At 68.1% G+C, this 19,810-nt stretch carries 20 protein-coding genes; 4 read left to right on the forward strand and 16 right to left on the reverse strand.

What is annotated here, in order from left to right; all coding sequences use genetic code 11:
- Positions 1-16 precede the first annotated feature (16 nt).
- From Q1M04_RS01405 to Q1M04_RS01480, 16 genes are all read right to left on the reverse strand, one after another.
- Positions 17-367, reverse strand: a complete 351-nt coding sequence (locus Q1M04_RS01405; RefSeq protein ID WP_297999038.1) for a hypothetical protein — start codon at positions 365-367, stop codon at positions 17-19.
- A 13-nt stretch (positions 368-380) separates the two neighbouring features.
- Complete coding sequence (locus Q1M04_RS01410; protein WP_204789327.1) at positions 381-794, reverse strand: hypothetical protein; 414 nt, start codon at positions 792-794, stop codon at positions 381-383.
- Positions 795-806: 12 nt separating this feature from the next.
- Positions 807-1,754, reverse strand: a complete 948-nt coding sequence (locus tag Q1M04_RS01415; protein ID WP_297293953.1) for a hypothetical protein — start codon at positions 1,752-1,754, stop codon at positions 807-809.
- Positions 1,751-2,338 (reverse strand): SafA/ExsA family spore coat assembly protein, encoded by a 588-nt coding sequence (safA, locus tag Q1M04_RS01420; protein ID WP_297999035.1) that lies wholly within the window; start codon positions 2,336-2,338, stop codon positions 1,751-1,753. The genes Q1M04_RS01415 and safA overlap by 4 nt, the downstream gene beginning before the upstream one ends.
- Positions 2,339-2,400: 62 nt before the next feature.
- Complete coding sequence (locus Q1M04_RS01425) at positions 2,401-3,309, reverse strand: hypothetical protein (RefSeq protein WP_300345911.1); 909 nt, start codon at positions 3,307-3,309, stop codon at positions 2,401-2,403.
- 5 nt (positions 3,310-3,314) lie between these two features.
- Positions 3,315-3,635 (reverse strand): hypothetical protein, encoded by a 321-nt coding sequence (locus tag Q1M04_RS01430; RefSeq protein WP_297293950.1) that lies wholly within the window; start codon positions 3,633-3,635, stop codon positions 3,315-3,317.
- Positions 3,632-4,015, reverse strand: coding sequence for a hypothetical protein (locus Q1M04_RS01435; RefSeq protein WP_293278859.1), 384 nt, complete (start codon positions 4,013-4,015; stop codon positions 3,632-3,634). Before Q1M04_RS01435 ends, Q1M04_RS01430 begins: the two co-directional genes overlap by 4 nt.
- An 18-nt stretch (positions 4,016-4,033) precedes the next feature.
- Positions 4,034-5,095: a phage tail sheath subtilisin-like domain-containing protein gene (locus Q1M04_RS01440; RefSeq protein WP_297999031.1), complete on the reverse strand. Its 1,062-nt coding sequence runs from the start codon at positions 5,093-5,095 to the stop codon at positions 4,034-4,036.
- Entirely contained in the window at positions 5,076-5,579 is a 504-nt protein-coding gene (locus Q1M04_RS01445; RefSeq protein ID WP_297999030.1) for a hypothetical protein, read from the reverse strand. The genes Q1M04_RS01440 and Q1M04_RS01445 overlap by 20 nt, the downstream gene beginning before the upstream one ends.
- Entirely contained in the window at positions 5,576-5,884 is a 309-nt protein-coding gene (locus tag Q1M04_RS01450; RefSeq protein WP_293278856.1) for a hypothetical protein, read from the reverse strand. Before Q1M04_RS01450 ends, Q1M04_RS01445 begins: the two co-directional genes overlap by 4 nt.
- Positions 5,881-6,234 carry a hypothetical protein gene (locus Q1M04_RS01455; protein ID WP_293278855.1) on the reverse strand — a complete coding sequence of 118 codons (354 nt, stop codon included), beginning with the start codon at positions 6,232-6,234 and terminating at the stop codon, positions 5,881-5,883. The genes Q1M04_RS01450 and Q1M04_RS01455 overlap by 4 nt, the downstream gene beginning before the upstream one ends.
- A gap of 1 nt (position 6,235) precedes the next feature.
- Entirely contained in the window at positions 6,236-7,261 is a 1,026-nt protein-coding gene (locus Q1M04_RS01460) for a phage major capsid protein (protein ID WP_297999027.1), read from the reverse strand.
- 56 nt (positions 7,262-7,317) lie between these two features.
- Positions 7,318-8,172 (reverse strand): hypothetical protein, encoded by an 855-nt coding sequence (locus tag Q1M04_RS01465; RefSeq protein ID WP_297999025.1) that lies wholly within the window; start codon positions 8,170-8,172, stop codon positions 7,318-7,320.
- 18 nt (positions 8,173-8,190) lie between these two features.
- The gene (locus Q1M04_RS01470) at positions 8,191-9,345 is read right to left on the reverse strand and encodes a serine/threonine protein phosphatase (RefSeq protein WP_297999022.1); all 1,155 of its coding nucleotides are present in this window, start codon (positions 9,343-9,345) and stop codon (positions 8,191-8,193) included.
- A gap of 14 nt (positions 9,346-9,359) precedes the next feature.
- A complete protein-coding gene (locus Q1M04_RS01475; RefSeq protein WP_297999020.1) occupies positions 9,360-10,616 on the reverse strand; it encodes a PBSX family phage terminase large subunit in 1,257 nt (418 codons plus the stop codon).
- Positions 10,606-11,067, reverse strand: a complete 462-nt coding sequence (locus tag Q1M04_RS01480; protein ID WP_293278849.1) for a terminase small subunit — start codon at positions 11,065-11,067, stop codon at positions 10,606-10,608. Before Q1M04_RS01480 ends, Q1M04_RS01475 begins: the two co-directional genes overlap by 11 nt.
- Positions 11,068-11,209: 142 nt before the next feature.
- Here Q1M04_RS01480 and Q1M04_RS01485 point away from each other — a divergent pair, with 142 nt between their 5' ends.
- The 4 genes from Q1M04_RS01485 to Q1M04_RS01500 all read left to right on the forward strand — a co-directional run bounded on the left by Q1M04_RS01485 (position 11,210) and on the right by Q1M04_RS01500 (position 19,803).
- Entirely contained in the window at positions 11,210-14,533 is a 3,324-nt protein-coding gene (locus Q1M04_RS01485; RefSeq protein WP_297999018.1) for a PD-(D/E)XK nuclease family protein, read from the forward strand.
- Position 14,534: 1 nt separating this feature from the next.
- The gene (gene addA, locus Q1M04_RS01490) at positions 14,535-18,089 is read left to right on the forward strand and encodes a helicase-exonuclease AddAB subunit AddA (RefSeq protein ID WP_297999015.1); all 3,555 of its coding nucleotides are present in this window, start codon (positions 14,535-14,537) and stop codon (positions 18,087-18,089) included.
- 82 nt (positions 18,090-18,171) lie between these two features.
- Positions 18,172-18,387 carry a DUF378 domain-containing protein gene (locus Q1M04_RS01495; RefSeq protein ID WP_204791666.1) on the forward strand — a complete coding sequence of 72 codons (216 nt, stop codon included), beginning with the start codon at positions 18,172-18,174 and terminating at the stop codon, positions 18,385-18,387.
- 183 nt (positions 18,388-18,570) lie between these two features.
- On the forward strand, positions 18,571-19,803 hold the full coding sequence (locus tag Q1M04_RS01500) for an aminopeptidase (protein ID WP_297999012.1): 1,233 nt from the start codon (positions 18,571-18,573) through the stop codon (positions 19,801-19,803).
- Positions 19,804-19,810: the final 7 nt, after the last annotated feature.

The following is a 19,810-nucleotide window of genomic DNA, read 5'->3' on the forward strand; positions in this document are numbered from 1 at the left end:
GTTCTCCCTCTCCCTCTCAGGGGCGGACCTCCACCGTCACCGGCAGGTCCTCCCCCTCATAGCGTAGTCGGACCGTCACCGCCGCCGTGCCGTCCCGGCCCTGCTCCAGCTCCACGTCCTCCACGCTGACCGGCTCCGCCTCCAGGGCCTCCGCCACATACTGCCGCGCGGCGCTCCGCCGTTCCGGGGCGGAGACCCGCCCCAGCTCCCACAGGCGGCTGCCCAGGGCCTCCCAGAAGGGAAAGCTTCCCCGCCGGGCCGTCAGCCGGAAGAGCACCCGCTGGAGGAGAGCCTCCCGGCCCCCCACACGCCGCAGGCCTCCCACGCCGTCGGCGATGTAGTCCCCGTTTCTCAGCTCCAGCTCCATCCGTTCGCCTCCCTCAGCACGCGCAGGGCGCATAGGGCTGCCCGTTGACCGTGAGCTGTCCGGTGATGCTCAGCCCGCCGCTGACGGATACCTGCCCCCCTGTGATTTCCACGCTGCCGTCCTTTTTCAGATACACCGAGTTCCCGCCGGGGCCGTAGATGTAGACCTCCCCCGGCTCAATCTGCTTTACTTCCTCCAGGGGCCGGGTCCCGGCCACGCACTGCTCCTCGCCGCCGGGACCGCCCTTGATGACCAGCGCCGCCGTCCCGTTGGCCGGGGTCCAGAGATACCCCCCCGGCCCGTAGACCGGCAGGTCCCGGACCTCTCCCCGGGTCAGCACGCCCGCTTTCCGCCCGCTGATGGTGGTGACGCCCAGGTCGGCGTCCGCCGTGGCCGCCGCCGGCTTCATCTGTTTTGAAATCCACATGGCGCTTCCTCCTTATGTCTTCAGGGGCTTCAGCGTCAGCGTGACCAGAGCCCCGTTCCCGCCGTCAAAGCGGTTTTCCGCCTCCGCCACCCGGAAGGTGCCGGAAAGGCCCATCCGCTCCAGGGACAGGGACACCCGGTCCCCCGGAAAGGCCAGGAAGCTTCCCGGCAGCGTTACCTCCGCCGTCCAGGCGTCCTCCCCGGACCGCTGAATCTGGTACTCCCCCGTGTACCGCATGGCGGCCCAGGTGCTCTGCCCCGGCGTGTAAAGCACCCGGCGGCACTGGCCTCCCTTGTCGATCATCTCCTGGTTTTTCACGGAGAACTCCTGATTCTGGGTCTTGTCGATGACCAGGGCCTCCGTCAGCACGCCGTAGTGATCCTCCCGCAGGGTGCAGGCGAGCACCGGGTCCCCCTCGCCGATGGAGAGGGTCCGGCCCTCCTCCTCCGGCGACGCCAGCAGCTCCCCCTCCCGGCTGAACCGGGGGACAAAGCCGCCGCAGGCCCGGCAGAAGCTTTCCACCGCTTTCCACTGGCTGGACCCCGCCGCCACGGTGTAGGCGGACGCCGCCCGGACCTCCGCGATTTCCCCGCAGGTGATGCCGTAGGGCTCCGCGTGGTTTTGCAGAATCTCCGCCAGGGTGGCCTGCTGGTAGGTGACGGGCCGGGACTCGTTGTCCAGGAGCCTCGCGGCATAGCCCCGGCCGGAGACCGTGGCCGTCAGGCCGTTTCCGTCCAGGTCCACCGTGTACTCGTCCACAACGGCCCGGAGCATGACCGTCCCCTCCTCCTCCGCCACAAAGCCCGCCGCTGTTTTCAGCGCCTGCGCCATCTCCTTTTGGTAGACGAAGGTGACGGAAAAGCTGTCGCAGGGCACCGTCCCCGTGTGGGTGACCCGCCAGCTCAAAAGCGGCGGCAGCGCAAAAATCTGATGGTCCGCCGTGTAGAGCTTTCCCGTCACGGCACCTTCACCGCCTCTCCGGGGTAAATCAGATTCGGATTTTTAATCTGAGGATTGGCCTGGATTAAGGCCGTCAGCTCCACGCCGTACTGTTTTGCCACGGCCCAGAGGGTATCCCCCTTCCGCACGGTGTGGACCCGCTGGTGTTCAGCGGCGTTTCCCGCCGCCGAAGCGCCGTCGGGGCTTCCTCCGGAGTTCCCCGCCTCCACGGCCTTAAGCCCGCCGTCATAGCCGCCCCCGTCCTCCCAAAACTCGAAGCGGTAGCGCACAAAGTCCGGCCTGGGCTCCTCCACGGCCTCCAGCGCCGCGAAGTAGGCCTTTTCCGCCTTCCAGACCGGATGAATCAAAAGCCCCGGCCCCTCCTGCTGAAAGACCCCGGCCAGCTCCTTGAAGCGCTGGTAAGCGTCCTCCCCCACAAACACGCCTTCCCCCTTCAGCACCTGGTAGGAGCCTCCCAGCTCCTGCATCACGCAGGGCCCGAAGGGGATCTGGTGGACGGCAATGCGCCGCCGGTGCTCCACCGTGTACACCTCCGGATTGTGGGGCCAGGTGAACTCCTTGAACCGCATAGGCGTCAAGCGCATATGGCATCCCCCTCTCTCCGGCCCTGCCGGAGGAAATCCCCCCCCGGCAGGGCCGGCATCTGTCAATAAATGGTAAACCCGCCGTCATACCGCCGGGCGTCCCGCTGTACCGCCTTGGAAAGGGCCCGGGCCCCGTCCTCCGCCCGGAGGGCGGGGCTTTCCCAGCCCTCTCCCCAGGGGAGGGGCCGGGACAGCCGCGTTTCCCGTCCCGGCGCTCCATCAAGACCGCCTCCGCCAAGGCGGGCCGTCCCGGCCCCGTCCCGGCGCGCGGGGATGGAAACGCCCCCGGCGTCCCCGCCGGATTTTCTCAAGGAAGCCGGGCCCGCTTCCCCGGCGCGTCTCCCTCCGGCGGCTGTCTCCGCCGCTACCGCCGCTTCCGCCGTCTCCCCGGCTCCGGCCTCCCGCCTGGCGGAGGGACCTTCAAGCGCCGTCCGGGAGCCTGTCCCCTCCCCCGCCGGGCCTTGGGCCTCCTCCTTTTGCCGGGAGGCCGCGAAAGCGAGCACCTCCGTGCCTCCGTCTTTTCTGGGCGAAAATCCCGCCCCTGTGCCTCCGTCTCTTCGGGGCGAAAATCCCGCCCCCGTGCCCCCGCCTTTTCGGGCCGGAAATTCCGCCTCTGCGCCGAAAATCCCCTCCCAAGGGCCCACCGGCGTCTCCCAGGCGCCGGCTTCCCCGGCGGGGCGGAGGGCTTTTTCCGCGGCCAAAACCGTTTCCCAGGCCCCAGGGGCCCCAACCAGGGGCCCCCCGGCCTCTGCGCCCTCTTTTGCGGCGTATCGCCCGGCGCTCTGAGGGACCGCGTTCCCCCGCGCCGTCCCGGAGCCCGCCGGACTCCGCCGCCTCCCGCCCGGAAGGGCCTTCCCCTCCCAAGCGGTATCTTCCTCTCCGGGGGCTTCCCCGTCCTCCGCCCTCCCGCCGCCCAGCAGCGCCCACAGCGCCGCCCGCTGCCGTTCCAGCTCCCAGCCCAAATAGTCCACGTTCCTCACGCCCTCCAAAGCGCGGCGAACCGCGCCGCGTCAAATTCCGGGTTCACCGTTCCCGGTTCCGTGGGGCGGTCCTCCCCGGACCCGCCGTCCCGGGCCAAACGGCAAAGCAGCCGCTCCATCTGCCGCCCCGTCAGGTCCGCCAGGGCCTCCGTCTCGTCCCCATAGACCCGCTCCCCCTGAAAGAAGCAGCACTCCGACAAAATCCGCCCGTTGCAGCGAAGCACCCGTTCCAGGGGGTCCTCCGCCTCCCGGCACTGCCGCCACAGCTCCAGCAGCCGCCCCGCCGTCAGGGGCCGCAGCTCGTCAATGTCCCTCACGCCGAGGTCTCAATGCGCTTGGCCGCCACCACGGTGACCTTCTCCGCAACCATCGCGTTGAGCCGCCCGTCCTCCTCGATGCCGCTCCACTGGCAGTCGCTGTAGATGACCCGCCGGTCCGGCTTGCAGATGACCAGGGAGAAGTGGGCCAGGTCATAGAAGTTGATGCCGTCGGACACGGCGTTGTCCGTTGCATAGAGCCTCGTCAGCTCCAGGGTATAGCGCTTTTGCCCCTCGATGGTGGCCACCGGCTCGCTCTCGCCGAAGGCCTCCACGCTCTGGGAGGTTTTGCTGGCCTTGGCGGTGTAGCTCTGAACCACCGCCACCTTCCTGCCGTCCATCTCCAGATAGATGTCGGCGCTGGTGGGAAATCCCGTCACGCTCCTCACGCCCCTTTCTTAAATCTCAATGTGTACCGCCAGATGCACCTGGTTCAGCCCGTGGGCCACGGCGAAGCCGAACTCCACCAGGCATACCGTGGGGTCCTCGTGGGAGGCGGAGACGCGGACCTCGTCATAGCCGTCGATGATTTCCGCCGCCAGCTTCTTCTCCAGCTCCACAATGACCTGGGAGCGGATAGCCGCCCGGTTCCGGGCGTTGTTCTTGCTGCGGGAGAAGCGGCTGCGCAGGGCGGAGCGCACGGCGGGAATCACGTCGTCCACAATCAAAATGGTGGTCAGCTCCCGCCATGTGGCGTCCGCCGCCCCGCCGGTTTTCGTCCGGGTGGTGACGCCCCGCACCGGGGACACCACTCCCGCCACGCACTCCAGGGGGGTCACGCCGCCCCGGACCAGCCGGTCGATGTCGTTGTCGGTATAGTCCTCCGCCAGCCCCGTCAAGCCCTTGAGCTTTGCCCCGTTCAACGGTACCGCCGGGTCCGGGGCGGAGGCCGCCAGGGCCGCCACCGCCGCGGCGGCGAACACGCCGGACAGGGGCTTTCCCCCGCCGTCCAGGGCGTCGGGCCCCACCAGCACCACGCGCTCGCTGTTCAGCGCCTCCGCCCGGCTCACCAGTTCCGAAACCTCCGCCCCGGCGCAGCCCACTACGGCGATGCGCTCATGGCGCAGGGCGGAGGCCGCCTCCACCGCGTTCCGCAGGGCCTGGTGGACCGCCTCCTCGCCGCTGTCGCAGACTAGAATCTGCGCCTCCTCCTTTTCCAGGGCGGCGAAGGCCTGGGCATAGTCCTCCGCCGTGCCCTCCTCCGCCACCCGTACCGCCGTCACGGCGGACGCGCCGTTTTCAAACAGCAGCCGCAAAAGGGTGCTCATTCCCGCCGTCTCGTCCTCGCCGAAGACGGACACCCCGGCGGCCCAGCCCGTCACCGTCACCGGCTTTCCTGTCTCGCCCCTGGCCGCCTTGGCCGCCACGCCGATGGACCGGACCGCCTGTCCACCGGACACCACCGAGGACGTGTCATAGGCCGAGTAGACCCCCGGCCGCTCATGCAGATTGTTCACCATGCAAAACCCCTTTCAGTTTGAAATCCAGGAACTCCGTCTCTTCCTCCTCGCGCTCCGCCAAAAACAGCGCCTGGCACTGAAGCGTTCCCCGCCGGAGGAAGAGCCCCGTCTGCTTCTCCCAGGCCAGGGCCTCCCACCGAAGCTCCCCGGGCCGGATGCCCTCCGGCAGCTTCCCCAGCAGCACCGCCGCCGCCGTCTCGCCGCCCGCCTCGCACTCCACCGCCCGCTCAGCCCGGATGTCCACGGCGATGGTCCCCGCCAGGTGCTTGCCATAGACCTCCCGCGCTTCCCCGCTTGGGCCCCGGCTCTCCCCCAGATAGCCGCAAAAGCCCAGGTCCCGGCCCTCCGCCGTCTCCACGGAGACGGTGGCCAGGGCCGTTTTCCGCTCCGCCGCCCACTTGCCGGGGAAGGCGGCCTCCGCCGCCAGCCCCCCGGAGCGCAGGGCGGAAATCACCGCGTCCCGCATCTGTCTCAGCTCTTTCATTCCGCCTCCCTCGCCCGCTCCAGCACAGCCCGCCAATGGGAGAGCTCCGGGCCGATGAAGTGGGGCCTTCCGCTCCGGGCCCGGAACCGCCGCCCGTTCCAGCAAACCCGGTCTCCCGCCCTCACGGCGGCCTTTCCCAGGTACAGCCACAGCCGTCCGTCCAGCCCCCCGATGGGGGAGGGCTCCGGTCCCTCCTCTCTCCGCTCCGTCAGGGGCTGGAGGAAGGCCCGGACAGTCTCCTCTTTTCCCTCCAGAATAAGCTCCTGCCCATAGCGGCGAAGGATCTCGTCCACCCAGCGGGTCATCCCTCCACCCCCTGGGCCCAGAGCCCCGCCGCCCGGACAAAGGGCTCCATCAGCCCCTCCGCCGCCTGGCGGAGGCTCTCCGCCCGCCTGGCCCGGTCCTGGACGCCGCCCAGGCTTACGGAGATGTCCCCGGCGGAGAAGGAGGCCGCGCCCCCCTCTGCCGCCGCCAGGTCCGCCGCCGCCGTGAAGGCGGCGGCGCAGGGCAGGGCCTCGCCGCAGTCCTCCGCCGTCACGCCCTCCCGGAGCCGGGCCAGCCAGGCCCGCTCCGCCGCGGCGCACAGGGGCGGCAGCAGCGCCCGGTCCTCCCCGCCGCCAAGGGCCAGGGCCAGCTCTAAAATCCGCTCTCCCACGTCAGCTCTGGACTTCCGCGCCCAGCTTCATCGCCTTGGACGCGCCGGTGAACAGCTTGGCAAAGCCGGAGATGGAGGTGATGGCCGCCCGCTCCAGCTGGCGGTCGATGAGCTTGTCGTACTCCACCATCACCTCGCCGCCGACGACCTGCTCCAGGGCATAGCGCTTGTCCAGGCCGATGAGGGTCCCGGCGGGCATGGCGCTCGTTCTCAGCAGCTTGGCCCCTAGGGGCGTGGAGAGGGTGCCGGTGCCCTGGAAGTTCAGCCCCGTCAGGGGGTTTTGGAACTCCTTGAGCCGCAGCAGCTCCAGCATGGTGTCGCCGCCCACCAGCAGCGTGTTCATGGCGAAGGGGTCAAACTTGTTCCAAAACTCCAGCAGCGCGTCATAGCTCAAAGCGCCGCTGTGGCTGACCACCTCCGCCGGGTTTTCGTTGCCGTCCCCCTCCAGCAGGACCTTGATGGCGTCCTGGAGGTGCATCTTCCCGATGTAGGCCCCAATCTGGCGCAGGGTGACGGAGAACAAATCCAGCCGCTGGAAGCGGATGGCCTCATAGGAGGCCACCAGCATCCGCCCCCGCTTCTGGAGCTTCACCAGGTTTTCCTGGGTGCGGACGGAGGTCTCGGGAATGGCGGCCCCCTCCGCCACCTGGAGGAGCTTTTTCTCCTCCTCCGTGGGAATGGAGGCGATGGAGCGGTAGTCCATCCCGTCGAACTTGGTCACCGTGGCGGTGATGTCCGGCAGGATGCCGCCCTCCTCCAGCCCCTGGCGCACCACCCGGGAGACGAACTCCGGGAACAGCACCGAGGACTCGGTGGTGTGGAAAAATTTCTCCACCGGGTCGCTGTCCGCCCCCTTGACGTGGATGCCGAAGCGCTTAAGCTGGCGCTGAAAGGCGTCCAGCCCCTCCAGGGGGGTGCCCCGATAGCCCTCGCTGGGGTCCAGCTCCTCCAGCGTCTTGGCGAAGCTGGTTCCGCCGCGGCCGTACATCCCCTTTTCCAGCCGCAGGTTTTCAAAATGATAGCTCATCCTCTTTCTCCTCCTTCTGTATATCCGGCACGGAGCCCCTGGCCCCGAAACCGCCCTCAAATCCGAAACGCCTCCGCGTCCTCCGCCTCCGCCGCGGCGTCCCGCCGCCGCAGCTGCACCGGGGCGGGAAACCGCCCCGCCGCCCGGGCCTCCAGGCTCTTGCGCAGCTCCAAAAGCTCCGGCTCCTCCAGGCGCTGTGCCGCCTTGGCGAAGACGCCGCCGTCCAAGCCGTCGTCCGCCAGCATGGCCAGGCGCACCACCTCCCGGCGCAGGGCCTGAAGGTACTTCCGCCCCAGCTCCGCCTCCTTGCGGAGGGTCCTGTCCCCCTCCCGCTCCTGGCCGAAGCGCTTCAGCACCCCCGCCGCCCGCTGGGCGGGTACCGCCACGAAGGACCACTCATAGGCGTCCTTAATATCCCGCAGCTCCCAAAAGCACAGCTTCCCGTCGTAAACCTGTCCCGGCACGTGCTCGCAGTCCTCCGCTCCGCAGACGGAGCACACCCGCCGCCCGGCGCTGCACCCCACGCTGACCTCTTTTTTGATGCCCCCCTCGATTTCGGCAATCAGATCTTCGTTCTTCTCCGTCCGCAGAAGATAGGCCCAGCCCTTGAGCCAGCGGTACTCGTCCCCCGCCTGGGTTTTTTGGGCGCTCTCCCGCACCACCTGGGTTTTGTAAAGCCGGGCCGTCTGGCCCCCGGCGCTCCACTGGTGGTCAAAGATGCCGCTCTTGCCCACAAACAGCTCCCCCAGCCGTTCCAGGGCCTCGCCGTCAAAGCGCTCAAAGTCCCGGTCCACCTCGTTGTCGCAAAGCCGCAGGGTAAAGACATACACCTGCTCCGCCGTCAGCTCCGCCTTGGCCAGGGCGTTGATAAGGGCCAAATCCTCCGCCGCCATGCCCCTTTGCTCCTCCATGTCCATTCCTCCCATCTCTCACGCTTCCGCCCGGTCGTTTTCAAGCCGCAGCTTCCGGGCCTGTTCCCGGTACAGCTCCGCCCGGGCCTCCTCCACCGCGTCCTGGAGGTTGATGTCGTCCCACACCACCTGGAAGCCGCAGGCATAGCCCCGCATCCGAAGCCAGAGGCGGCAGACGCGCTCCACCACCGGCGTCAGGGTCCGCCGCAGGGCGGTGATCTCGGTGGTGAGCATGTCCGCCTGCTGGGAGCTCATCCGCTCCGTGGAATTCCAGCTCAGCCCCAGCAAAAAGGGCGGGATGCCCGTCTTGGCCACAACCTGCTCCAGAATCTGCCGCACGGGCACCTGGCTGTCCAGCACCGGCGCGTCTGCGCCGATGACCCGGATGCTCACATCCCCCGCCGCCACAAAGTCCCGGACGCTGCCGCCCCGGGTCTCCCGCATGGCCCGGGACCACTCACCGGCCAGCAGCTTCCCCCGCTCCGCGGCCCCCTGGCCCCCGGGGCAGGTGACGGCGAAGCGGAGGTTCCCGCACCGCTCCCAGTTCACCCCCACGGTGTAATAAATCTTCATCAGAATATCCGCCAAAAAGGGCAAAGACCGCAGCAGCGACACCCCGTAGGGGTTCTCCGCCTCCGGGTTCAGCGGCGTGAAGAGAATCAGGTTCGGATAGGGCAGCGCCGCCATCCGCCCGCCCTCATCGGGCCCCCAGAGGGAGAAGGTCAGGGCGTTCTCCCCCTCCCGGATTTCAATGTCCTCCACCCGCCCGCACAGCAGCGCGGCAATCTCCCGGTTTCCAATGGCAGGGACGATTTCCCCCACCGCCCGCCCACAGGTCAAAAGGGAGTCTAAGTAGCAGTCCAAAAAGGCGTTCAGCCCAAACTGCCCCCGCCCTGCGGGCACGGTCCGCAGAAACTCCCCCAGCTCCCGCTCCGCCCGCCGGTCCTCACAGCGAACCGTCAGCCCCCCCGTCATGCGGATCAGCTTGTAAATCGCCGCGTCCACCACCGGCACGGCCTCCCGCACCGCCCGGTAGAGCCTTGTCTCCCCATTTCGCAGGGGCACATACTCCCCCAGCGTCCCGAAGGGGTGCTTTTCCCAGTTGCGCAGCTGCGCCGCCGCCGGCCCTGCCTCCGCCCCGGGGGCCGCCTCCCGCTTTTTCCGCCGTTTCAAAGCCCCATCTCCTCTCAAAAAACATCCTCCCGCTCCACCGCCAGGGCCGAAAAGCCGTCCTCCTCCCGGTCCCCCGCCAAATCCATGGCGAAATACCGCAGATCGTCCATGGCGTGGTCGTCCTTTTTCCGGGGGACGTCCCGTTCTCCCCGCTGTTCCCAGCAGTATTGGGAAATCTCCCGCAGACAGTCCCCGCAGCCCCGGCAGATAGCCACCCGCCCCTGCCGGAGCAGGTCCGCCGTCACCCGGATGCCGTCGGATACGTCGTTGTCCGCCTTCACCACCCAAAAGCCCCGCCGCCGCAGGGTTTCGATGAAGCTGGCCGCCGACGGGTCCACGATCACCCGCTGAATCTCCCGTCCCCCCGCCAGCCGTTCCAGATCCTCCGCGTACTCCGCGTCGGTCCGCTGCCGCCCCGCTTTCCTGGAGTCGTAGTAAAATTCCCGGACCCGGTACCAAACCCCCTCCCGGAGTCCCCACAGCCCGAAGGAGGCCGGGTTCACCGTCCCGTAGTCCGCCGAAATCCGCCAGGCGGAAAACCCGCCCTCCGGCGCTTCCGCCGCGTCCCGGTCCGGGTCGAAGAAGTCGTACACCCGCCCCTCCGCCGCCGTCCACTCCCCCAGGACGAACCGGCGGTAAAAGGCCCCGGAGTAGTTCCGCCTGTACCGCTCCCGAATCCGCTCCGGCAGCGCGGGGTTATCCTCCATGGTGAAGTGGAGCCGCAGGGCCCGCCGTTCCGCCGCCTTCAAAATCCACTCCTGGTAAAACCAGTGCTGGGGCCCCTCCGGGTTGCAGTTGAACCACAGCCGGCTTCCCGCCACGCTGCACCGGGCCACCGCCTGCTCCACAAAGGACCGGGGCATCAGCGCCGCCTCGTCCAGCAGCACCCCCGCCAGGGTGCTTCCCTGAATCAGCGCCGCGCTGGACTCGTCCCGCCCGCCAAAGAGCAAAAAGCGGTTCTCATGCCCCCGGAACCGCACGGCCAGCAGATTTTCCCCCCGCCGCTCCCGGACCTCCATGCCCAGCCGCCGCAGGACCGGGGCCAGCTCCGAAAGAAGGTTCCGCCGCACCGACGCGATGGTCTTCCCGCACACGCCGAACTGCTTCCCGTCAAAGCCCGCCTGGGCCCAGAGGAAGAAGCTCAGCCCCATGGCGAAGGTCTTCCCGCTCCGCACCGCCCCGTCGCAGATGACGGCCTCCCACTTTGGGTCCTGCCACCAGGTGAGCACTCGCAGCTGCTTGGCGGAAAATTTCAGCCCCTTACCCGCCATAGCCCTCCTCCAGCTGCCCGGCGGCGTCCTCCAGGGCCCGGTAGAGCTCCTCGGCCCCGCCGTTCCCGCTCTCCCCCAGCAGGCCGCACAGGGTCTCCAGCGCCCGCACCCGGTCCACCAGCTTCACCTCCACGCCCCCCTTGTCCGTCACCTTCAATTCCGCCACGGCGGAGAGGTCCAGCTCCCCCGGGTCCACCTCCCTGGGGCTGAGGGCCAGCCGGACCGCGTCGTTGGCCCGTCCAAAGGCCAGCTGGGCCAGCCGCCGCAGGGCGTCCTCCCGCCGCAGCTCCCCCGCCGCGGCCCCCCGCATCCTCTCCAGCCGCCGCCGGACGCTTTTCGAGGCCAGCGCGGCAAAGCCGTCCTCCCGCCCCGCCGCCTCCGCCGCCTGCTCCGGGTCCATAGTCCGCAGGTACGCGGTGCAAAATACCCGGTTTTCCTTTTCTCGTTCCATCGTTCACGCTCCCCCCATATCCCGCCCCCGTTTTCCCGGATAGTTGCACGGCCCTGTACACGCGGAAAAAATTTTTTGTCCGGCGCGGGAGAAACTATGCTATACTGTTCCACATGAAACCATGACCAAGGAGGCGCTTTCCATGCTGACGCTCTTAACGGGCCGGGCCAGAACCGGCAAATCCACCGCGGTATTAAGCCGCATCGCCGCCCGCCCCGGCGGCCGGGACCAGATTCTCCTGGTGCCCGAGCACGCCTCCCACCAGGCGGAGGTGGACCTGTGCCGGACCTGCGGCGATTCCGCCAGCCGCTTTGCCGAGGTCTTGAGCTTCCGCCGCCTCTCGGACCGGGTCCTCTCCATCACCGGCGGCGCGGCCCAGGTAACCCTGGACGCCGGGGGCAAGCTCCTCACCCTGGAAAAGGCCCTGCTGGAGGTCCTGCCGGAGCTGACGGTTTACCGCCGCCCCTCCCGGAAGTCCGCCTTTCTCCGCCAGCTTCTGGACCTCTTCGACGAGCTGCGGTGCTACGAGGTCTCCCCCGAAACCCTCTATGAGCAGTCTCAGGCCATCGCCGGGGCCACCCATGACAAGCTCCGGGACCTGAGCCTTCTCTACGCCGCCTATGAGGCCCGCCTCCTCCGTCCCGGCCTGGACGCCCGGGACTATATGACCAAGCTCTGCGACAGCCTGGAGGAATCCGGCTACGCCCTGAATAAGGATGTCTGCATCGACGGCTTCACCTATTTCACCGCTCAGGAGCGCCGCTGCCTCTCCATCCTCCTCCGCCAGGCCCACAGCCTCACCGTCACCCTCCTGGGGGAGCCGGACAGCAAGGAGGAGATGTTCGAGGCCTCCCTCCGCACCCTGGACCGCCTCCGCCGCCTGGCGGAGCGGGAGGGGAAACCGGTCAGGGTGGAAACCCTCACCGCCCGGGACCCCTCCGCCCTGGGCCACCTGGAGCGCCATTTCTTCGGCGAATCCCTGCCCTATCAGGGGGACGCCCCCCAAATCCGCCTCCTCCAGGCGGACACGCTCCTCTCCGAGGTGGAGCAGACCGCCGCCGCCATCCGCCGTCTGCTTTGGGAGGGAAAATGCCGCTGCCGGGAGATCACGGTAGCCGCCCGGAACATGGAGGCCTACGAATCCGTCATCGAGACGGTGTTTGAGCGCTGGCAGATTCCCGCCTACTTAAGCCGCCGCAGCGACATTCTGGAAAAACCGGCCCTGAGCCTTCTCACCGGGGCCTTGGCCGCCGTGGGCGGGGGGTATGAGTACGACGACATGTTCCGCTGGCTGAAAACCGGCCTTGCGGGCCTGGCCCCGGAGGAGTGCGACGAGCTGGAGAACTACGTCCTCAAGTGGGAGGTTCACGGCGGCATGTGGCTGCGGGACGTGGACTGGGCGGAGAACCCGGACGGCTACGGGGCCCCCTGGACCCAGGCGCGGGAGGCCCGGCTCGCCAAGGTCAACGCCCTGCGCCGCCGGGTCCAGGGCCCCCTCTCCCGCCTGGCGGAGGGCCTGAAAACCGGCGGGACCGCCGCCGCCAAGGTGGGGGCCCTCTATGATTTCATGGAGGAGCTCCGCCTCCAGGACGCCCTGGAAACCCAGATGAAGGCCCAGGCCCAGGCGGGCCGCCTCCAGGAGGCGGAGGAGACCGCCCAGCTGTGGGAGATCCTCTGCGGCGTGCTGGACCAGTTTGTGGAAATCGTGGGGGAGGAACCCATGGAGCTGGAGGAGTTCACCCGCCTTCTCCGGCAGGTATTGACCCAGTACAGCGTGGGCACCATCCCCGTCTCCTTAGACCAGGTCCAGGTCTCCGGCGTGGCCCGGAACGACCGCCACACCGCCAAATACCTCTTTCTTCTGGGGGCCAACGACCATGTGCTCCCCACCCCCGGCCAGGGGGGCGGCATCCTGGGGGAGGACGACCGGGCGGAGCTGGCCCGGCGGGGCGTCGAGCTGGCCCCCACCGGCATGGACCAGATGGGCATCGAGCTCCAAAACCTCTACGCCGCCCTGGCCCAGCCCACCCAGGGGCTGACGGTCAGCTGGCCCGCCGCCGACGTCTCCGGCGCGGAGCTGCGCCCCGCCTTTGTGGTGGACCGCCTCTTATCCCTGTTCCCCGCCCTCCGCGTGGAGCGGGAGCCCGCCGCCAAGCCCTACCGGCTGACGGCCCCCCTCCCGGCCCTGGAATCCGCCGTCCCCGGCGGGGCCCTCTGGCGGCAGCTGGAGGCGGTGCCCGCCTTCCGCCCCCGGCTGGAGGCCATGGCCCAGGCGGCGCATCAGACCCGGGGGTCCCTCTCCCCCGGGGCGGTCCGGGCCCTCTACGGAAAAAGCGCCGGCATGACCGCCTCCCGCTTGGAGCGCATCCGCACCTGCCACTTCTCCTATTTCATGGAGTACGGCCTCAAGGCCCGGCCCCGGACCCCCGCCGCCTTCGACGCGCCCCAAATCGGCACCTTCCTCCACTTCCTCCTGGAGCGCGTCACCCGGGACGTGCAGGCCCTGGGGGGCTTTGCCCAGGTGGATCAGGACGCCCTCCATGCCCTCATCCGCAAGTACATCGAAGAATATGTGGAAAAGGAGCTGCGCAACTTCCAGAACCGGAACGCCCGCTTCCGCTACCTCTTCGCCCGCCTGCGCACGACCGCCTACGCCGTCATTGACCAGGCGGCGGAGGAGCTCCGCCGTTCCGACTTTGTCCCCCTGGCCTTCGAGCTCTCCTTTGGAGACGGCCCGGAATCGGACCTCCCCGCCGTGGTGATCTCCGAGCCGGACGGCGAGCTGCGGGTAGGGGGCAAGGTGGACCGGGTGGACGGCTGGCTGAAGGACGGGAAGCTCTACCTCCGGGTGGTGGACTACAAGTCCGGCAAAAAGGCCTTCGACCTCGCGGCGGTCCGCATGGGCCTGGACATCCAGATGCTCCTGTACCTCTTCACCCTGCAAAAGGCGGGCCCCTCCTATTTCGGCAGGGAGATCGAGCCCGCCGGGGTCCTCTACCTCCCCGCCCGGGACGACATTCTCTCCGCCCGGCGGAACATCCCCCCGGAAAAGCTCCAGGCGGAGCGGGAAAAGCAGCTGCGCCGCTCCGGCCTCCTCCTGGCGGAGCCCCAGGTCCTTCAGGCCATGGAGCACGAGGCCCTGACGGAGCCCCGGTACCTCCCCCTCCGGGTGAACAAAAGCGGGGACCTCTCCGGCAGCCTTGCCTCCGCCGCCCAATTGGGGAAGCTGGGCCGGTATGTGGACAAGCTCCTCCGGGACATCGCCGGGGAGATCCGGGGCGGGGTCATCGACGCGGACCCCTGCTGCCGCACGGAGGAGGACAGCCCCTGCCGTTACTGTGACTGGGCCCCCGCCTGCCACTTTCAGGACGGCCGGGACGGCGACCGCCTGCACTACATCCTCCCGGTGAAGCCCGGAGAGTTCTGGCAGGAGATCGAAGGAATCGAAGGAAAGGAGGCGGACTGACATGCCCGTAACCCTCACCCCCCAGCAAAAAGCCGCCGTGGAAAACCGGGGCGGGAGCCTGCTGGTCTCCGCCGCCGCCGGCTCGGGCAAGACCCGGGTCCTGGTGGACCGCCTCTTCCGCTATATCACGGAGGAACACCGGAACATCGACGACTTTCTCATCATCACCTACACCCGGGCCGCCGCCGCGGAGCTCCGGGGCAAAATCGCCGCCGAGCTCTCCCGCCGCATGGGAGAGGACCCGGCCAACGCCCACCTCCGCCGCCAGCTCCTCCGGGTCTACCAGGCGGACATCAAAACGGTGGACGCCTTCTGCGCCGCCCTCCTCCGGGAGAACACCCACCTCCTGGCCCGGGAGGAGGACAAGCACGCCCTGACCCCGGACTTCCGGGTCCTGGACGAGGGGGAGGCCCTGGTCCTCCGCCGCCGCTGTCTGGACCGGACCCTCTCCCGGTTTTACGAGACTCTCACCCCCGGCGGCGAGCAGCTGGCGGACACCCTGGGGGCGGGCCGGGACGACTCCGCCCTGGCGGAGCTGGTGCTGGAGCTTTATGACAAGCTTCAAAGCCACGCCTCCCCCTCGGACTGGCTTCTCCGAAGCCGCGCCGCCTGGGAGTCCCCCGCCCCCTCCTTTGACGCCACCCCCTACGCCCAGGTTCTCCTGGCCTCCCTCCGCCGCCGCGCCGCCCACTGGGCGGACCAGCTCCGCCGGGGGGCGGAACGGACGGAGGGGGACGCCGCCCTCACCTCCGGCTACGGCGCGAAATTTTTGGAGTCCTCCCGGGGCTTTTACGCCCTGAGCCGGGCCCCCGGCTGGGAAGCCGCCCGGGAGCTGGCCGCCGCCGTGGCCTTCCCCAAGCTGGTTACCCCCCGGGGCCGGAAGGAGGACCCCCTGGTCCTCTCCCTGAAGCAGACCTGGGAGGGAGCCAAAGCGGCCCTCAAGCCCCTCCAGGCCTGGCTGGACGTCACCGGGGAGGAGGCCCTGGAGGACCTTGCCGCCGTGGCCCCCGCCATGCTGGCCCTGCTGGATTTGACGGCGGCGTTCTCCGCCGCCTTCCGGGCGGAAAAGCTCCGGATCAACGCCGCCGACTTCCCGGACCAGGAGCACCTGGCCCTGACCCTGCTGGTCCGCCCGGACGGCGGCCCCACAGAGCTGGGGGAGCAGGTTTCCGCCCGGTACGCCGAAATCCTGGTGGACGAGTACCAGGACACCAACGAGGTCCAAAACGCCATCTTCCGGGCCGTTTCCAAGGAGGGGAAGAACCTCTTCACCGTGGGGGACGTAAAGCAGAGCATCTACCGCTTCCGCCTGGCGGACCCCACCATCTTCCTCCGGAAGTACGCCGCCTTCAAGCCCCACAAAGAGGCCCTGGACGGCGAGGACCGGAAAATCACCCTCTCCCAGAACTTCCGTTCCCGGCAGGAGATTCTGGACGCCGCCAACTTTGTCTTTGAGAATATACTTTCCGTAGAAATGGGGGAGCTTGATTACAACGAGGACGCGGCCCTCCACTTCGGCGCGGCCTACTATCCCCCCCGGACGGACTGCCGGACGGAGTTCCATCTCCTCACCGCCCATCAAAAGTCGGCGGAGGACCCCCATCCCGTCAAAAAGCTCACCGCCGAGGCCCGCTTCGCGGCCCGCCGCATCCGGGAGCTCTTGGACGAGGGCTTCCCCGTCACCGCCCCGGACGGGACCCTCCGCCCCTGCAAGCCGGAGGACATTGTCATTCTCATGCGCTCCCCCGGCAGCCGCGTCGCGGCCTTCGCCGCCGCCCTGGCGGAGCGGGAGATCCCCTGCTCCTTCCAGGAGGACTCCGGCTTTTTTGAAACCATGGAGGTCTCCACCGCCGTGTCGTTGCTGGAGCTCATCGACAATCCCCGCCAGGACGTGCCCTTGATCTCCGTCCTCCGCTCGCCCATCTTCGGCTTCACTCCGGACCGCCTGGCGGAGATTCGCGCCGCCGCCCCCGAGGGGGATTTTTACCAGGCCGTGGCCTCCTCGGACTCCCCGGACTGCGCCGCCTTTCTGAAGACCCTGAACGCCCTGCGCCTCTCGGCCCGGGACATGAGCGTCCACCGCCTCCTCTGGCACATCTACAACACGCTGAACCTCCTGGGCCTCTATGGGGCGATGGACCGGGGGCTGGAGCGCCGGGAGAACCTCATTACCCTGGCCTGCCAGGCGGAGAAGCTGGAATCCGGCGGCTGCCGGGGCCTCTTCGCCTTCGTCACCCAGCTCCGCCGCCTGCTGGAGGAGGGGAAGGCCCCTCCCGCCGCCTCCGCGTCCGCCTCCGGGGGCGTCCGCCTCATGAGCATTCACAAGTCCAAGGGCCTGGAATTCCCCATTGTGATCCTGGCGGACCTGGACCACGCCTTTTCCCGCCAGGACTTCGACGCCTCCGTCCTGGTCCACCCGTCCCTGGGCCTGGGCCCCCGCCGGGTGGATTTGAAACGGAAGATCCGCTACCCCACCCTGGCCCGGACGGCCATCGAGGAGACCCTCCGCCGGGAGAACCTGGCGGAGGAGCAGCGGGTCCTCTACGTGGCCATGACCCGCCCCAAGGAAAAGCTGATCCTCTTGCACTCCCTCTACTTTGCCGAGACCCGCCTCCAGCGCCTGGCGGCCTCCGCCGCCCTCCCCGCGGCGCCGGAGGCCGTGGCCGCCTGCCGGACCTTTGGCGAGTGGCTGCTTCTGTGCCTCCTCTGCCGGCCGGAGGCGGAGCCCCTGCGCCGCCTGGCGGAGGCGGAGGTTCCCACCGCCCCCTGCCCCGGAGCCCCCTGGGAAGTGTTCCTCCACGACGCCGGGGACTGCCGGGAGGTTTCCCGCCCCTCCCTGGAGTCCGCCGGAGACGAACGCCCCGAGGTTCCCTTCGACCCGGCCCTCCTGGCCTTTGAATATCCATACCGCCGGGAAGCGGCCCTCCCCGCCAAGCTGACGGCCACCCAGTTAAAGGGCCGTCCCCTGGACCAGGAGATCGCGGAGAACGCCGCCCACACCCCCTACCTTCGGCCCCTGTCTCAGCCCAAATTCCGCCGGGAGCAAACCGGCCTCACCCCGGCGGAAAAGGGCTCCGCCACCCACCTGGTCCTCCAGTATCTGGACTTTCAAAATTCCGGCGTCCCCGCCCAAATCGCCGCCCTGGCGGAAAAGGGCCTCCTCACGGCCCAGCAGGCCCAGGCTGTGGACATCCCCGCCCTGGAGCGCCTCCTGGCCTCCCCCCTGGCCCGGGAGGTCCGCCAAAGCCCCCGCTGTCTCCGGGAGTACCGCTTCACCCTGCTGGTTCCCGCCCGGGAGTATGACCCCCAGGCCTCGGAGGAGGACGCCATCCTCCTCCAGGGCGTGGCGGACCTGTGCTTTGAGACGGAGGGGGGCCTGACGGTGGTGGACTTTAAAACCGACCATGTGTTCACTCCCCAGGAGATCACGGACCGGGCGGAGCGCTACCGCCCGCAGCTGGAGGCTTACAGCCTGGCCTTGACCCGGGTGCTGGAAGCCCCCGTCACCCGCCGGGTGCTCTACTTCCTCTCCCCGGGGAAGGCGGTGGACGTGTAAGTGTCTGCTAAATTTTTCCAGCGCGAAAACCGCCCAATTGGGGCAAGCTAAGGACCAGCTCGACAGGATTGGAGGGATATCCATGGCAATCGACAAAATCGCCGTCCTGCTGGCGGTCATCGGCGCGCTGAACTGGGGCGGCATCGGCCTGTTCGGCTTTGACGCCGTGGCCTGGCTCTTCGGAGGCCAGACGGCGGTGTTTTCCCGAATCATTTACGCCCTGGTGGGGCTGGCGGGCCTGTGGTGCTTGACGCTGCTGTTCCGCCTGGACCGGGAAACCGCCGCCCACCCGGCTTAACGGCGTCCAAAAAGCGAAAACCGGAGGGGAAACTCCTCTCCGGTTTTTGCTGCATTGCGGGAAAAGATGAACAATTTTGAAATCCCGTCCCCCGCCGTCTTTACTTCCCCGTTAAAATGCTCTATAATCGCACATAATATTTCCATAGAATGCCTGTGCAAACGGAAAGGAAGGACCCGACAAATGGAACACAAGCTCCGCGAATACGCCCGCCTCCTGGTGCGGATTGGGCTGAACCCCTATCCCGGCCAGCGAATGGTGATTTCCTCCCCGGTGGAGTGCGCCCCCTTCGCCCGCCTGTGCGCGGAGGAGGCCTATGAAGCCGGCTGCTGCGAGGTGGTGATGAACTGGACCGACGACGCCATGACCCGGATGAAATACCTCCGCGCCTCCGAGGAGGTCTTCGACGCCGTGCCCCTCTGGCGGCGGCACTTTTTCAACGACCAGGCCCTGGAGGGCACAGCCTACCTCGCCATCTCCGCCTCGGACCCGGAGAATCTGAAAGGCGTGGATTCCCAGCGCATCATCCGGGCCCAGCGGGCCAGCGGCAAGGCCCTCAAGGACTTCGACCGCCTCCAGATGTGCGGCGGCTTCCCCTGGTGCATCGCGTCGATTCCCATTCCCTCCTGGGCCGCCCGGGTCTTCCCGGACAAGGGGGAGGCGGAGGCCGTGGCGGCCCTGTGGGACGCGATTTTCTCCGCCGTCCGCGTCACCGGGGACGGCAAGGCCGTGGACCGCTGGAAAGAGCACCTTTCCACTCTGGAAAAGCGGCTGGAGAAGCTGAACGCCCTGAAATTAAAATCCCTCCATTACACCAATTCCCTGGGCACGGACCTCACCGTGGAGCTGCCCGAGGGCCACATCTGGGAGAGCGGCGGGGACCATACCCTCTCCGGCCGCAGCTATATCGCCAACATCCCCACGGAGGAGATCTTCACCTCCCCCCTGAAAACCGGGGCAAACGGCGTAGTCTATGCCTCCCTGCCCCTGGTCCACGACGGCAACGTCATCGACAAATTCCACTTCGTGGTAAAGAAGGGCAGAATCGTGGAGGCCCATGCGGAGCAGGGAGAGGAGACGCTGAAAGCCGCTGTTAGCGTGGACGAGGGCGCGGCCTACTTCGGCGAGGCGGCCCTGGTCCCCTATGACAGCCCGATTTCCAACCAGAACCTGCTCTTCTATAACACCCTCTTCGACGAGAACGCCGCCTGCCACATCGCCTTCGGCGAGGCCTACCCCTGCCTGGAGGGAGGCCAGCAGATGACCAAGGACGAATTGAAGGCCCGGGGCCTCAACGACTCCATCACCCATGTGGACTTCATGATCGGCACCCCGGACCTCTCCATCGTGGGAACCACCCGGGACGGCAGAGAGGTCCCCATCTTCATCCAGGGGAATTTTGCCCCGGAATTTTAACCGCCCG

The sequence above is a fragment of the uncultured Oscillibacter sp. genome, from assembly GCF_950073225.1.
In the GTDB taxonomy this organism is placed as follows: Bacteria; Bacillota; Clostridia; order Oscillospirales; family Oscillospiraceae; genus Oscillibacter.

Coding starts and splice junctions, on each gene's coding strand:
- Q1M04_RS01405 (WP_297999038.1), bottom strand. CDS start 367: ATGGAGCTGGAGCTGAGAAACGGGGACTACATCGCCGACGGCGTGGGA.
- Q1M04_RS01410 (WP_204789327.1), bottom strand. CDS start 794: ATGTGGATTTCAAAACAGATGAAGCCGGCGGCGGCCACGGCGGACGCC.
- safA (WP_297999035.1), bottom strand. CDS start 2,338: ATGCGCTTGACGCCTATGCGGTTCAAGGAGTTCACCTGGCCCCACAAT.
- Q1M04_RS01440 (WP_297999031.1), bottom strand. CDS start 5,095: ATGGTGAACAATCTGCATGAGCGGCCGGGGGTCTACTCGGCCTATGAC.
- Q1M04_RS01445 (WP_297999030.1), bottom strand. CDS start 5,579: ATGAAAGAGCTGAGACAGATGCGGGACGCGGTGATTTCCGCCCTGCGC.
- Q1M04_RS01450 (WP_293278856.1), bottom strand. CDS start 5,884: ATGACCCGCTGGGTGGACGAGATCCTTCGCCGCTATGGGCAGGAGCTT.
- Q1M04_RS01460 (WP_297999027.1), bottom strand. CDS start 7,261: ATGAGCTATCATTTTGAAAACCTGCGGCTGGAAAAGGGGATGTACGGC.
- Q1M04_RS01465 (WP_297999025.1), bottom strand. CDS start 8,172: ATGGAGGAGCAAAGGGGCATGGCGGCGGAGGATTTGGCCCTTATCAAC.
- Q1M04_RS01475 (WP_297999020.1), bottom strand. CDS start 10,616: ATGGCGGGTAAGGGGCTGAAATTTTCCGCCAAGCAGCTGCGAGTGCTC.
- Q1M04_RS01480 (WP_293278849.1), bottom strand. CDS start 11,067: ATGGAACGAGAAAAGGAAAACCGGGTATTTTGCACCGCGTACCTGCGG.
- Q1M04_RS01485 (WP_297999018.1), top strand. CDS start 11,210: ATGCTGACGCTCTTAACGGGCCGGGCCAGAACCGGCAAATCCACCGCG.
- addA (WP_297999015.1), top strand. CDS start 14,535: ATGCCCGTAACCCTCACCCCCCAGCAAAAAGCCGCCGTGGAAAACCGG.
- Q1M04_RS01495 (WP_204791666.1), top strand. CDS start 18,172: ATGGCAATCGACAAAATCGCCGTCCTGCTGGCGGTCATCGGCGCGCTG.
- Q1M04_RS01500 (WP_297999012.1), top strand. CDS start 18,571: ATGGAACACAAGCTCCGCGAATACGCCCGCCTCCTGGTGCGGATTGGG.